Source organism: Iodobacter arcticus (assembly GCF_042664895.1).
Taxonomy (GTDB): Bacteria; Pseudomonadota; Gammaproteobacteria; order Burkholderiales; family Chitinibacteraceae; genus Iodobacter; species Iodobacter arcticus.
Window position 1 is genome coordinate 314,506 of sequence record NZ_JBHTBQ010000014.1, and the last position, 13,534, is coordinate 328,039.

11 protein-coding genes are annotated in these 13,534 nt (G+C 50.8%); 3 read left to right on the forward strand and 8 right to left on the reverse strand.

Annotated features, from left to right (window positions below):
- Nucleotides 1-77: 77 nt before the first annotated feature.
- The 3 genes from galE to lptF form a co-directional block, all read right to left on the reverse strand.
- Nucleotides 78-1,088, reverse strand: coding sequence for a UDP-glucose 4-epimerase GalE (gene galE / locus ACFQNF_RS09515; RefSeq protein ID WP_380187749.1), 1,011 nt, complete (start codon nt 1,086-1,088; stop codon nt 78-80).
- Nucleotides 1,089-1,164: 76 nt separating this feature from the next.
- Nucleotides 1,165-2,244: an LPS export ABC transporter permease LptG gene (lptG, locus tag ACFQNF_RS09520; RefSeq protein WP_380187750.1), complete on the reverse strand. Its 1,080-nt coding sequence runs from the start codon at nt 2,242-2,244 to the stop codon at nt 1,165-1,167.
- A gap of 1 nt (nt 2,245) precedes the next feature.
- Nucleotides 2,246-3,304 carry an LPS export ABC transporter permease LptF gene (gene lptF / locus ACFQNF_RS09525; protein ID WP_380187751.1) on the reverse strand — a complete coding sequence of 353 codons (1,059 nt, stop codon included), beginning with the start codon at nt 3,302-3,304 and terminating at the stop codon, nt 2,246-2,248.
- A gap of 83 nt (nt 3,305-3,387) precedes the next feature.
- Between lptF and ACFQNF_RS09530 the strand changes: the two genes are divergently transcribed.
- From ACFQNF_RS09530 to ACFQNF_RS09540, 3 genes are all read left to right on the forward strand, one after another.
- Complete coding sequence (locus ACFQNF_RS09530; RefSeq protein WP_380187752.1) at nt 3,388-4,857, forward strand: leucyl aminopeptidase; 1,470 nt, start codon at nt 3,388-3,390, stop codon at nt 4,855-4,857.
- A gap of 162 nt (nt 4,858-5,019) precedes the next feature.
- On the forward strand, nt 5,020-5,445 hold the full coding sequence (locus ACFQNF_RS09535; RefSeq protein ID WP_380187753.1) for a DNA polymerase III subunit chi: 426 nt from the start codon (nt 5,020-5,022) through the stop codon (nt 5,443-5,445).
- Nucleotides 5,442-6,257 (forward strand): hypothetical protein, encoded by an 816-nt coding sequence (locus ACFQNF_RS09540; RefSeq protein ID WP_380187754.1) that lies wholly within the window; start codon nt 5,442-5,444, stop codon nt 6,255-6,257. The genes ACFQNF_RS09535 and ACFQNF_RS09540 overlap by 4 nt, the downstream gene beginning before the upstream one ends.
- Before the next feature lie 67 nt (nt 6,258-6,324).
- On the opposite strand, the gene ACFQNF_RS09545 is transcribed toward ACFQNF_RS09540, so the two are convergent.
- From ACFQNF_RS09545 to exbB, 5 genes are all read right to left on the reverse strand, one after another.
- Nucleotides 6,325-8,595, reverse strand: coding sequence for a TonB-dependent receptor domain-containing protein (locus ACFQNF_RS09545; protein WP_380187755.1), 2,271 nt, complete (start codon nt 8,593-8,595; stop codon nt 6,325-6,327).
- 506 nt (nt 8,596-9,101) lie between these two features.
- On the reverse strand, nt 9,102-11,222 hold the full coding sequence (locus ACFQNF_RS09550) for a S9 family peptidase (protein ID WP_380187756.1): 2,121 nt from the start codon (nt 11,220-11,222) through the stop codon (nt 9,102-9,104).
- Nucleotides 11,223-11,274: 52 nt separating this feature from the next.
- Nucleotides 11,275-12,039 carry a TonB family protein gene (locus ACFQNF_RS09555; RefSeq protein WP_380187757.1) on the reverse strand — a complete coding sequence of 255 codons (765 nt, stop codon included), beginning with the start codon at nt 12,037-12,039 and terminating at the stop codon, nt 11,275-11,277.
- Nucleotides 12,039-12,455, reverse strand: a complete 417-nt coding sequence (exbD, locus tag ACFQNF_RS09560; protein WP_380187758.1) for a TonB system transport protein ExbD — start codon at nt 12,453-12,455, stop codon at nt 12,039-12,041. Before exbD ends, ACFQNF_RS09555 begins: the two co-directional genes overlap by 1 nt.
- 3 nt (nt 12,456-12,458) lie before the next feature.
- Entirely contained in the window at nt 12,459-13,286 is an 828-nt protein-coding gene (exbB, locus tag ACFQNF_RS09565) for a tonB-system energizer ExbB (RefSeq protein ID WP_380187759.1), read from the reverse strand.
- Nucleotides 13,287-13,534 lie beyond the last annotated feature (248 nt).

Consider the following 13,534-nt stretch of genomic DNA (forward strand, 5'->3'; position numbering starts at 1 on the left):
GGCGCATTAAAATGCGCCTTTGCTTAAGCTGGCTGTTTACTTGAGCCGCGTTTTTAAAGCGGTGATTGCCATCTTATTTAATTAAACCCATTCGGATTTTGGCTCTGCCATTTCCAGCCATCCTGGCACATATCGTCCAGCGTTTTTTCCGCTTTCCAGCCCAACACGGCGAGCGCTGATGCAGGGTTGGCGTAGCAGGCGGCGATGTCCCCTGCACGGCGCGGCACAATTTGGTATGGCACGGCTTTGCCCGAGGCTTTTTCAAAGGCTTTAACCATATCCAGCACTGAATAACCGACACCCGTACCGAGGTTTACGGTCACAAGGCCTGGGGCTGTTGCCAGCTTTTGCAGGGCTTTAACGTGGCCACGAGCCAGATCAACCACATGGATATAATCGCGCACGCCCGTGCCATCAGACGTTGGATAGTCGTTGCCAAACACGGATAGTTTTTCGCGCTTGCCTACGGCGACCTGGGCTACAAAAGGCATCAGATTGTTTGGAATGCCCTGTGGGTCTTCACCAATCAGGCCAGAAATATGCGCGCCCACCGGGTTGAAATAACGCAGCAGGGCAAAATTCCAGCTGGCATCCGCCTTGAAAATATCGCGGACGATATCTTCAACCATCAGCTTGGAGCGGCCATAAGGATTGGTGGCAGATAGTGGGAAATCTTCGGTAATCGGTACGGCGTGCGGGTCGCCATAGACGGTGGCGCTGGATGAGAACACTAGGTTTTTAACGCCAGCGTCTTGCATGGCTTCAAGTAGACGCTGGGTGCCCACCACATTGTTGTCGTAATACATCAGCGGTTTTTCGACGGATTCGCCAACGGCTTTCAGGCCAGCAAAGTGAATCACCGCACTAAAATCGTAGCGCTGAAATAGTGCTTTTAAAGCCACAGCATCGCGTACATCGCCTTCCACATATTCGGCGGTTTGCCCGGTGATGGTGGCAATGCGATTCAGAACTTCTGGCTTGGCATTATAAAAGTTATCAAAAATAACCGGTTTAAAGCCTGCTGCAAGCAATTCGATATAGGTGTGCGAGCCAATATAACCCGCTCCGCCAGTCAGTAAAACGTGCATGGAAAACTCCTATTGATGTGCCGAGAGGATTGCTTGCCTAGATCATGGGCAAGCGGCTTTACAAATTGACTATTTCTTAGCGCCGCTCTTGTCGCCATAGCATCAATCCCGCCGCAGATAGAAACAGCAGAGTCGGGATAGCAACAACGATCGGTGGTGGCCAGTTATATAAATCGCCCAAATAAACCACTATCTGATTGGCAAAGTGAAATACCAAGCCACAGGCAATGCCGATAAACACGCGAACGCCTGCATTACTGCTGCGTTTTTGAGTCTGGGCAAAGGGCAGCGCAATCAGCACCATAGATAAGCAGGCCAGTGGGTAAAATAATTTGCCCCAAAGCGCAAGCTCATAGCGGGAAGTCTTTTGTTTATTGCGCTTTAAGTGGTCGATATAGCTGAGTAAAGAGGTGGCCGACATTTGTGCAGGCTCTACCAAAAGCACGGCCAGCATGGCAGGGGAGATCGATGTTTGCCAGTTAAATACAGCAGGTTTTGTGAGTACAACGCCTGCGTGCTCTGGCAGAAACTGGGTGATGGTGGCTTTTTGCAGCGTCCAGTTGCCCTTGCTTTGAAAGCGGCCGTTATGCCCTTCGATCACCCGATCTAAAGTCAGCGTTTTGCCAAATTCATAAATCCGCGCATTCACTACGGTGAGGTCGGGCAGCATCTCGCCGATATTTACAATTTGCTTGCCATCTTTAATCCACACGCCGGATCGGAAATCTCCTACCAGCATGGATTGCGTGGCGGCTAAGCGATGCTGATTGGCCATGCGTTTGCCCGCAGGGGCAATGTATTCACCCAAGAGCAGGGTAATCACACCATAAAACGCACCAATCAGGCAAAGCCAGAGCAAGAGACGTTTGAGGGATACGCCCGAAGCGCGAATCACCGTCAGCTCGGATGAGCCGGATAAATGCGATAGGCCGAAGATGCCGCCAATGAGCACGGCAATTGGCAAAAGCTCATAAGCATTGGCAGGGGCACGAAGCGCTACGTAAATCAGTGCATCACTCAGGCGGTAGCCGCCAACGCCCAAATCGGTGAGCTCGGCAATGAGATCAAAAAAAGTGTAAAGGCCAAGCAGGCCGATCAGGGCAAACAAAATAAACAGCGATAATTCACGCATTAAATAGCGAGATAACAAACTCATTTCAATGGCCTCGCAACTTGCTGCGCCAGGCAAACAGGCCCAGTGTAATCAACAGCGCTGCGGCGTGCAGCGGCCACATGCCAAGCATAGCCGGCACCTTGCCGTCGCTAAGCCAAGCCTGTGCAATATTGATGCAGTTGTAATAAAAGAAATAGGAAAAGACCGCCACTAATAAGTTAGAGGCCCGTCCGCCGCGCGGGTTAAAAAATGCCAGCGGGATCGCAGCCAGACTTAAAATCAAGGCAGAAATAGGAATTGCCAACCGCCAGGCCAGCTCTGCTTTATGTTCGGGCAGGCTGCTATTCCAGAGCGCCATGGTGCTGGTGGCCTGAGTGGATGGGCTGGAGCGCGGGTTTTCGCCTGCTTCGATACGCAGCCTTGCATTTTCAAACTCCAGCATTTCGTAGGATGCCGTGCCGGGCAGCCCTTCGTAAGACTTGCCCTTGGCTAGCCATAGCCAGCGGGAGCCGTCGCTATCGAGATAAAGACCGCCTTTTTCCGCCAGAATCACAGTTAATTTATCGTCGCGGCGTACTTGCACAAACACATTATTGCCATTGCCGCCGGAAAAATTCTCGACAAAATAAACCCGATCCGCCGCAGGGGATTCTCTGAATACGCCGGGGGCGACCTGAGTGACTTCCTGACGTGAAAGCGATTTTTCTTTGTACTCTTGGCCTTTTTCTAAGGCCCAGGGCGAAAGGACCAGCGATAAAAGTGCAATAAGAATCACTACAGGAAGAGTAAACTCGAGCACGGGGCGAATAAAATTATGGATCGAGCGTCCGCTCACAAACCAAATCACCATTTCATGGTCTTTCCATAGCCGGGTTAACACGGCCAATATCGAAAAGAACAACATCAGTGATAAAAGAATGGGCAAATAGCGAACAGCAGCAAAGCCCATCATGGCCCAGACCGCAGAACTAGCGAGAGCACCAATGGCGGCTTGGCCGAGCAGGCGTACAATTTGCGTCGTCATGATTAACATGAGCAACACGAAGAAGGCCCCAAGGGCGACCCAGGACATTTCTTGAATTAGGCTTTTGCGAAACAACATGGGCGTTTTTGACTTTGCGGGGGTACTAGGAAATAATCGAGCGAAATTTTCGCGGCCTTTAAACTTAGCAATAGGAAGCAATAATGGAATTTAGCATAAATCTATCTGTCCCCGAAAAAACAGCAGCGGATTGTTTAGTGCTGCCGGTGTTTGGTACACAACTTGTCGCACTTGCAGCGGGGTTGGACAAAGACGGTTGGTTGGCAGAAACCTGCAATGAATTGGGCGATAGCGTTGGCTCCACTTTATATATTCCCTTGCCAGGTCGCCGTGTTTTATTAGTACAGCTGGGTGATGAGCAAAAGCTTAATGCAGATGCCTTACGTAAGGCAGCACTTGCTGTAGCTAAAGCTTTAGTTGCAGGCAAATCCATTTCAGCAGATATCTTCTTAGCTATTGGCGCAGCAAAAGCCGTCGGTTTAAAAGATGCTGTTGCGATTATCGCTCAAGCATTCGTTTATGAAAGCTACCGTTTTGTGCAGTTTAAATCTGAGCCAGAAGCCGCCCCAGTTTTGACGGCTGTAAATATTGCCGTCAGCAAAAAATCTGAAGTAGAAAAAGCCGAACAAGGCTTGCAAGCGGGTGTGGCTCTTGGCCACGGCATAAACCTTACGCGTGATCTGGGTAATCTGCCCGGCAATATTTGCACCCCGACGTACTTAGCTAATGCCGCTCACTTATTGGCCGCTAGCTACAAAATGAAATGCACCGTGCTAGAAAGGCCAGAAATGGAAGCACTGGGCATGGGCTCATTCCTCTCTGTTGCCCAAGGCAGTATCGAGCCACCTAAGCTGATTTGCCTTGAATACCAAGGCGGCAAGAAATCAGAAAAGCCTGTGGTGCTGGTGGGTAAAGGTATTACCTTTGATTCGGGTGGTATCTCGCTTAAGCCCGGCGCAGAAATGGATGAAATGAAGTTTGATATGTGCGGCGCAGCCACGGTCATGGGCGTGATTCGCGCCATTGCCGAGCAAGGCTTGCCAATCAATGTGGTGGGCGTGATCCCAACTTGCGAAAACATGCCTTCCAGCAATGCAGTGAAGCCAGGCGATATCGTTACTTCGATGAGCGGCCAAACGATTGAAATCTTGAATACCGACGCCGAAGGCCGTTTGATTCTGTGCGATGCGCTGACTTACGTCGCTCGCTACGAGCCAGAGCTGGTGATTGATATCGCCACACTGACCGGTGCAATCATTATTGGCCTAGGCCATGTGGCGAGTGGTTTATTTACCACTAACGATCAATTGGCTGATGATTTGATCAAAGCCTCGCGTGAAACTGGTGACAAAACATGGCGCATGCCGCTGTGGGATGATTACCAAGAACAGCTGAAATCTAACTTTGCGGATATGGCCAATATCGGTGGCCGTGCTGCGGGCTCGATCACTGCTGCTGCTTTCCTTAGCCGCTTTACTAAGGAATACACATGGGCTCACTTGGATATTGCGGGTGTGGCGCATAAATCAGGCGCAGCAAAAGGCGCAACAGGCCGTCCGGTTCCATTGTTGGTTGAGTTTTTAAGCCAGCGTGCGGCAGCTAAAAAGAAATAAGGACTGGGTGTGAAATAACTGCCCGTCATCCCCGAGTATTTTTATCGGGGAGCCAGTTGCACTGTAGGGCGGGTGAAACCCGCGAGCAATGCTAAATAAATACGCGGGTTTCACCCGCCCTACAAAGTGTTGATTTACAGATGTAATCCTTAGAAACGGTTAATGACTGAAATTTCGTTCTACTTTAATGTACCCAATCGCGAGCATGCGCTTTGCCAGTTGGTGAGCAAAGCCTTAGCAAAGCGCTTAGGTATCAATATCCTTACAGATAGTCAGGCGGCGACTGCTGCGCTGGATGGTTTGCTATGGGAAGTGCCACAAACTGGCTTTTTACCGCATTGCGCTGCCGATGCGGCCATTGTGGCGGATACGCCGATTGTGCTTGATTATCGCCCCGAGCTTTTGCCTGCCCGGCCACTACTTTTTAACTGGACCAATGGTCTGCCACCGGGTTTTGAACGCTATCAGCGGGTGATTGAAGTGGTCTCGATTGATGAAGAGGCGCGCACTTTGGCGCGTGAGCGTTGGAAAGCCTATGTGGCTCAGGGTTTTAAGCCTACTTCCTTCGATATGATGGATAGGGCATGAATCGCGTGTCTGAAAACAGCCCCCTATTCGATAAAATGGATGCGCTGTTGGCGCGTCATCGCGGTAGCGCTTCGGCCGAGGCTATCCCTGTCTTACTGGATGAAGCAGAGGATATTCCGGTACTGACCGAGGTCTTGGACGAAGTTTTAATGTTTCCTCCCGAAGAACTTTTTGCTGAAGAGGAAGCCGAGATTATTGATCATAAACCCATCGTTGAGCCTGTCGAGGAGCTGACTCTCGCCACCTTGCCGCCCATTGCAGAGTTTATGGATTTACCGCTGCTAGATTTAGATGCCCTGTCGCAAGCAAATCCTTGGGGAGCAAGCTGGGAAGAAGTACCCGCTGCGCCGCCGATAGAGGAAGCTATTGCAGAGCCAGAGCCAGAGCCAGAGCCAGAGCCAGAGCCAGAGCCAGAGCCAGAGCCAGAGCCAGAGCCAGAACCAGAACTAGAGATCGTAGCTGAAGAAATCGTGCCCATTCAATTGATGAGCATCGAGGACATTGCCGGGTGGGGTGAAGATTCGCTGATTGATTCGCTTGAGCTTCAGCCGCTTGAAGAAGCAATAGAGGTTGCTCCGGCTCTGAGCGAGCGTGCCATTGCGGAGCTAAGCGCCACCGTAGCAGCTCAGCTGGGCGTTGAAATTGCCACCGAAGTAGAGCAGCTTACTCGCCAACATTTTGCCAGCCTGATGAGTACCTTTTACGAAGATACCTTGCGCCGCTTAATGAGTGATATGACGATAGAAATTGAGAATAAGCTTTTACCGCGGGTAGAAGAGCTGGTGAAAGAAGAGCTGCGTAAACATCAATAAGCACAATATTGCATTTGTCTAGTTTAAAAAAAATCCAGAAACCAATTAGATTGGTTTCTGGATTTTTTTACATCCTAAATTCAGCACCCACTAAATAAGTGCGGCCACGCGCCGTATTGGCGGGCGATTCACCACTTGATTGCGATGGATTAGAATTCAGGCGGTTTAATGCTTCGGAGTAATCCCTATTCATTAAGTTCTGTACAGTAAAGCGCAGCGAGATATTTTTATTCACTTGATAGCTGCTGTAGAGATCAATAATCACCGGATTTTTGGCGCTTTTTTCTTTATCTAAATCGCCACCTTCTTCAACGAAATTATGCTCGGTAGATATTTTGTTGTTCGCGCCGGTGTATTTAACAATACCGCCAAGAATCAGTTTTTTATCCAGCAGGCGGGCACCTGCATCAAGGTTATAAAACACGCTTGGCAAATCATTGATATCGTCTGCACCAAATACACCACTGGCAATCGATGTAGGCTGATCCGTTTTTTCATGGCTGAAAGAGAAGCGGGCATAGGCAAAGCCTGCATCATAATTGGCTTCTAATTCAAAACCACGGTTGCTAACAGGGGTGAGTGAGTTGACGTAAATATTCATATTGAAATTTGCATCAATATCTTCGTTATTTTTAAATGCATCCGACGTCAGGCATTTCACGCCATTGCTGCAAAGCGTAAATGATTTTGCATGAATATAGTTGTCGATTTTGCTATGAAAATAGCTGGCTTTAAAGAACAAGGTATCTTCTTTGAATAGCAGATTGCTGGCTTTTGAATTAAAGCCTAGCTGGAACGTTTCGGCTGATTCACCTTTTAAATAAGGATTCATCGACGCGCCGCCTTCATTCGAGAAGAAGACTTCCTGTGGATTAGGGCCACGCAGGGTTTTGGCATAGCTGGCAAAAGGCTGGAACCAAGGGTGGATAACGGCAGACAGCAAAATACTTGGCAGCAGTGCTTCCTCTTTTAAAGAGATATCCACTGCTTTTTGTGGGAAGCATTGCACGCGATCTTCGCAAGCAGGTTTAAAGCCACTTAAATCATATTTAATATAATTTAAGCCCAGATTGAGCTGAAAAATACCCTGATTGATTTCTAGGCTGGAATAAAGCCCAGAAATTTTCTGCTGGCCAGATGGCGAAAACGGGTTGTTTTCTATGGCATCTTTTCGATCTTTTTCTTCTTTTTCTTTATCATCGTCTGTTAATGTGCTTTCAAGCCTTTTGTCGTAGCGATTATTCATCAGCTTGCCGCCGTAATTGAGTGCAATATCTGCACCGGCTAAGCTAAAGCGGCTGGTGTTATTGATATCAATAGCATTAGAAATGCTATTGATATCGGTATTTTTAAAGCTAAATAATGCATCCGGCATGTATTTCTGATTGCCACGGCTGGTGCTGGCCATGATATTTAAATCAATGAGCTCGGAATAAGGGGTGTAATGATATTTAAGATAAGCATCGTGGGCTTCAATATCACGTTTGGTATAGCGGTTTTGATAGCGGCGGCCAGATAATTCAAATTTATGGAAATCATCGAGTTTGATATCGAGCTTTAGCAATTGCGACTTAGGGTTTTGCTCGTAGGATTTATTATATCCCACGCCAAATTCTGCGCTGTCTGTGCCATTGCCATTGGTGTAATTGCCGCCGATTGAGCTACTGCTTATGGCTGCCATGATGCCCACGCTGCCGCTCTCGCCAAATGCTTTGCTCTTACCCGCCACTGCCAGCATGCCGCTGCGGCCAAGGCCATTATTGCCTACCGAAAATTTACTTCTTACGCCGACCGATTCGCCCGCAAAAATCACATCATCCACGCCGATGGTTCTGAAGTTAGCACTGCCGGCCAATGCATTAATGCCGCCAGCTCCTAGCTCGCTGCCACGCGTAACATCCACACCTACAATAAAATTAGGGTCGATCAAAGCGCCAAATTGATTGGTGGGCGTGCCGCCATGTGAAACCTCGGAAGGAGCGCTGCCGTAGTAGTTCTGGCTGACGCCGTCCACCATGGTATTCACGCGGCCAAAGCCGCTCATGCCCCGGATATTCACGCTGACTGCGCCTTGGCCCGGATCGATTTGGGTATAGGTGCCGGGCATGCTGCGCATGATTTGATCGATGGGCTCAAGCTTGATGTTTTCGCCACGGCTGCTGGTCGAGCCGGGTTTTTCCAGTGCTTCTTGCTCGGGATTGATTGCCGTTGCAGAAATATTCAGCGGATTAAACACCACACTACCGTCGCTTGCGGGAGGGGCTTCTGCTGCACGGGCTTGTTGGCCGACGATCAGCATGCTGATGGCAATGGCCTGAGCCATGATCTTAACTTTCATTTCTTCCTCTTTTTATAAATACCAGCCTGTGGCTGGCTTATTTCAAATCTGTGTATGGCTTGAATGGCGCTAAAAAAATATCCAGAAGAAAACGGATGCATCCGGCTTATGCTCTGATGTTACGCAGCGATCCTCTTTTTAGTGCCTTCGGCACGTTGATTTAGGTGCGGGCGTCCCGCTGACCTTCCTTTCTTGTGTGGCCAAGAAACGAAGCCAAGCCACAACCCCTAATAACACGAAGGCCCCTTCTGCGATCCAATCGAGTCGGCGGCGGGCGGGATTGGCTCGCTGCCTCGCTCCCAAGCGATCCCCCGCCCCGCTTGTTCGGAGCTTGCGTGTTTCAAGGGGAGATTTAAGCCCCGTGCCACTCGTTGCGATACGAACCCTAGCACTGAGTTTTAAAATACTAAAAATCTACAAAACAACTTAATTCAAGCCTTGTTTTCCTCCGTGAAACTCCGTGTTCTCTGTGTCCTCCGTGGTTCAGGATTTGGGTTTTGTATTTGCTATGGCGCTAAGGCGCGCTGTGCTTCTGAGTCCAGATGCAAAATAAAGCTGTATTCCATCGCGCTGTTTTTAAGCTTGCTCAGCTGGCCTGATTTGCCGCCGTGGCCGGCGTTCATATCGGTAGAGAGCAGTAGCATGGAATCGCCTTGTTTAAGCGCGCGCAGTTTGGCTACCCATTTGGCGGGCTCCCAGTACTGCACTTGCGAGTCGTGCAAGCCGCTGGTCACGAGCAGGTGGGGGTAGGGCTGGGCTGTTACGCCGTCGTAGGGGCTGTATGATTTGATGCGCTGGTAATCCGCTTTGAGCTGTGGATTGCCCCATTCTTCGTATTCACCCACCGTTAGCGGCAGGCTAGGGTCGAGCATGGTGGTCAGCACATCCACAAAGGGCACTTGAGCAACTACAGCATTAAAAAGCTTGGGCGCTTGGTTGATGCTGGCCGCAACCAGCAGGCCACCGGCGCTGCTGCCCATGGCGTATAACCGCCCCGGTTGGCCAAAGCCTGCTTTAACTAAGCCTTGGGTGCTGTCGATAAAATCATTAAAGCTATTTTGTTTATTGGCCAGCTTGCCCTGTTGATACCAAGCTTGGCCCAGCTCACCACCGCCCCTGACATGGGCAATGGCAAACACAAAGCCGCGATCCAGTAGGCTAAGCCTTGCCGGGCTAAACGAGGCATCCATGCTCATGCCGTAAGCGCCATAGCCGTAAACCAGCAGCGGATTTTTGCCCGGCTTAAGCAGCGATTTTTTATACACCAGTGAGACAGGTACTTTGACGCCATCCCGCGCGCTTAGCCATAGCCGCTCGCTGCGGTAATCCTGTGGCTGGAAGGCTTTGATTTGCTGCTGCTTTAATAGGCTGCGCTCACCATTTTGCAAGTTCCAGGCAAAAGTGGAGGTGGGCGTGGTCATGGATGAGTAGCGGTATTGCAGTGTGCTGCTCTCCGGATCTGGATTATTGCCTAGCCACGCCATATAGCTTGGATCGTCAAAGCTGAGCTCGCGCTGCAATTTGCCATCCCAGCTCAGATGGCGAATGCGCGATAAGCCCTGATGACGCTCTTTGGTAATCAGTGCTCTGCGAAATACGGCAAAGCTTTCTAGTTCGCGCTCTTTATCGGGGGCGATCAGTACTTGCCACGGCGCTTTGGCCGATGCGGTTTGGTAGAGGCCAAACTGTGGGCTTTGATGGTTGGCGCGCAGATAAAATTGGCCGCGATAATGATCTAAATAATATTCGCGGCCCGTCTGGCGGGCGGCGAATAGCTCAGGAGCAGCGGCAGGCTGATTGGCATTAATCAGCCGCACTTCAGAAGTGGATGTGCTGTTGCTGGTGAGCAGGATGTATTGCCGAGAAGACGAGCTCGACAGGCTTAAATAAAAGCCCTCGTCGTCTTCCTGATAAACCAGTTGGTCGCTGCTAGGCGCGCTGCCGTATTGATGGCGATACAGCTGCCAAGCGCGCAGTGTTTGCGGGTGATTGCGCACATAAAATAAAGATTTGCCATCGTTCGCCCAAGTCATATTACCCGAGGTGTTTTCGATCATCTCTTCATTGCCGCCGCTGAGATTCTGAATGGCAATACGGTATTGGCGACGCCCTGTGTAATCTTCGGCAATGGCCATCAACGGGCTGTGGCGGCTGATTTCCATGCCTGCCATGCGGTAGTAGCGCTGGCCAGCGGCGCGTAAATTAGCATCCAGCAAGACTTCCCACTCGCTGTTGGTTTGCTGTTTTTTTCGCTGGTAAATAGCGTGTTCCTTACCGGAAATAAGTTGCTCGCGGTATTGATAGCCATCCAGCGTGTAAGGCAGGGATTGATCCTGCCGATTAATCCGCCCTGCCATTTCCTGATAGAGGGTTTCGCGCAGCGCTGCCGCAGGCTCTAGCATCGCTTCGGCATAGCGATTCTCTGTGTTTAGATAATCCAGCACCTTAGGCGCTTTGCGTTGATCGTCACGCAGCCAGCCATAGTTATCCACACGCTGTTCGCCATGCGCTTGCAAGGTTTGTGGGATTTGCTCGGCCTTGGGCGGGCTAAGTGCGCTAGCGCTTTGGTGGACAAAAAAAGCAGCAAGCAGGCTGGCGTGCAGCCAGCGTGAGGAGGGCAGATTCATGGAGTTTCCAAGGGGCTATGCCAGCTGGTTTTAGCCAGCGAGTAGGTTGGATTTAGTTTTCTAAACCAAAATGAACCGGCAGCGTGATGACGATGGCGATTTGCTTTGGCGGCAGGGGCAGCGGCTGGGCTCGCTCTAAAATTTGCAGTGCTTCACGGTCCAGAATCAGTGCGCCTGATGAGGTAATCAGCTGCTTATTCAGGACTTTTCCCTCTGCCGTTATGGTGAACTTTACCCACGCAGCACCCGCCTGTTTACGCAGCCTGGCATCGCCCGGATAACGCTTATATTTGCCTAAATGGCTTAAGACTTGGCTTTGCCAGTTAAGGCTGGCCGCACTGTTTGATGGAGAATCGCTATTAAACGGGGCAGCAGTTTGGGCCGATTGAATGGCTGCTGGTGCAGGGGCTGCACTGCTATTAGCGGCTGCTGCCGTGGGTGGCGTTTCGCTGGGCGGCGTTTTATCGGGTACAGGTTTTGGATCGGCTGCAGGGGTGGGCGCAGTATGCGTTTTCTCTGCCGCAGCAATAATCACTGGCACCTGTGCGCTGGCCAAAGAAGGAAGCTTTTCTGGCTTGGCACTATTGGGTTTGGCCGGTTTTACTGCGACCGATTGCTGCGCGCCAACCGCCTGCTGCTGTTTAGTGGCCGATGAGCTGATTTGCGGTGCCATCACCAGCATGACGGCTGCAGCAGGCATGGGGCTGGCGAGCATAGCAACAGGCTGGCGCAGCAGCATAAACAGCAGCATCAGATAGACCGATGAAACCAATAAAATGCCGGTGCGCCAGCGCATGGGCTGAGGGGCTGTGTGCATTACTCGGCCTCGCGCCCAACTAGGCCTACTTTTAAGTAGCCCGCTTTGCGCAGCGCATCCATCACGGCGAGTACATCTTGGTATTGCGCTTGCTTATCGGCCTGAAAAAACAGCGTGGTTTGCTTATCAGCACCGGTTTGGCTATCTAGCTGCCCGGCAAGCTGGGCGAGTGACACCGCTTGCTCGGCAAGATAAAGGCTTTTATCGGCTTTAAGCGAAATAAACACCGGTTTTTCTGGTCGGGGCTCGGGCGCAGCACTGGCCGCTGGTAAGTCGATTTTGAGATCGACCATAGCCAGTGGCGACACAACCATAAAAATAATCAGCAGTACCAGCATCACATCAATAAAGGGCGTGACATTGATCTCGTGCACTTCGCTGATTTCATCGTTTTCAGAAGCAAAGAAAGCACCCATGGTTTAATCCTTTGCCTTGGATGAGCTGCCGATTTCCAGGCGCTGCGGCACATCCAGATCACGGCTTAGCATCAGCAAAATTTGTGCAGAAGCGTCTTTCAGCAGCGCTTTGTAATGATTAATGCCTCGGCTGAATAGATTATAAATAATCACGGCAGGGATCGCCGCTACCAGCCCGGCCGCCGTGGCCAGCAGCGCTTCGGCAATACCCGGTGCTACGGTAGCAAGATTGGTGCTTTTGCTGGCCGCAATGCCGATAAAGCTATTCATAATTCCCCAAACCGTGCCAAACAGACCCACAAAAGGCGCGACCGAGCCTATGGTGGCCAAGAGACCAATGCCTTGTGTCATTTGACGGGCTTTTTGCGCCATGATCTGTTCCTGACGAAATCCTGCCCGCTCTTTTAAGGTTTGCGTGGCCGCGCTTTGGTGGGAAAGTGCTAGTTCTTCTTGCACATCACTGAGTAAAAGTTGCGCTAAAGCTTGCTTAGGCGCAGCGGCCGTGCGGGCAATGGCATCGGCTAAAGAGGCAGATTGCCTGAGCAAGGCAATGGCGCGATCAGCTTCTTTGCGTGCATAAAACAGCGCCGAGCCTTTAACTAAAAGTACCACCCAAGTGGCGAGCGAGGCCAAAATCAGCCCGATCAATACGCTTTTAACTACATGGTCGGCAGCATAAAACATCCCAAGCGGTGACATATCCGCAGGCAGCAAGGCCGTGAGTGGCGCGCTGGCCGGAGTGGCAGCCATTGCGGTGTGGCTGAGCAACAAGGCGGCAATACAGGCGATGCTTTTGTGTGAGGCGGGTACTGGATTTTTATTAATAATCATATCGTTTTATGCTTATGGAATGGTTGTAAAGGCCACGGACAAATAGGCGTAGGGCGGGTGAAACCCGCCGATTTCAAATCAAAAATATCTTTTTAGTGCCTTCGGCACGTTGATTTTGGTGCGGCATCCCCGCAGGGACTCCCTTTCTTGAACGGCCAAGAAAGGAAGCAAAGAAGGCCGCCCCGACCAGCACGAAGGCCCCTCACTGCGGATAAGCAGCTCGGCGAAAAAGGCTGCTCGCTCGCTGC

Bases quoted from the DNA above. Each gene is read 5' to 3' on its own strand.
- galE (WP_380187749.1), bottom strand. From the start codon at position 1,088: ATGCACGTTTTACTGACTGGCGGAGCGGGTTATATTGGCTCGCACACC.
- lptG (WP_380187750.1), bottom strand. From the start codon at position 2,244: ATGAGTTTGTTATCTCGCTATTTAATGCGTGAATTATCGCTGTTTATT.
- lptF (WP_380187751.1), bottom strand. From the start codon at position 3,304: ATGTTGTTTCGCAAAAGCCTAATTCAAGAAATGTCCTGGGTCGCCCTT.
- ACFQNF_RS09530 (WP_380187752.1), top strand. From the start codon at position 3,388: ATGGAATTTAGCATAAATCTATCTGTCCCCGAAAAAACAGCAGCGGAT.
- ACFQNF_RS09535 (WP_380187753.1), top strand. From the start codon at position 5,020: ATGACTGAAATTTCGTTCTACTTTAATGTACCCAATCGCGAGCATGCG.
- ACFQNF_RS09540 (WP_380187754.1), top strand. From the start codon at position 5,442: ATGAATCGCGTGTCTGAAAACAGCCCCCTATTCGATAAAATGGATGCG.
- ACFQNF_RS09545 (WP_380187755.1), bottom strand. From the start codon at position 8,595: ATGAAAGTTAAGATCATGGCTCAGGCCATTGCCATCAGCATGCTGATC.
- ACFQNF_RS09550 (WP_380187756.1), bottom strand. From the start codon at position 11,222: ATGAATCTGCCCTCCTCACGCTGGCTGCACGCCAGCCTGCTTGCTGCT.
- ACFQNF_RS09555 (WP_380187757.1), bottom strand. From the start codon at position 12,039: ATGCACACAGCCCCTCAGCCCATGCGCTGGCGCACCGGCATTTTATTG.
- exbD (WP_380187758.1), bottom strand. From the start codon at position 12,455: ATGGGTGCTTTCTTTGCTTCTGAAAACGATGAAATCAGCGAAGTGCAC.
- exbB (WP_380187759.1), bottom strand. From the start codon at position 13,286: ATGATTATTAATAAAAATCCAGTACCCGCCTCACACAAAAGCATCGCC.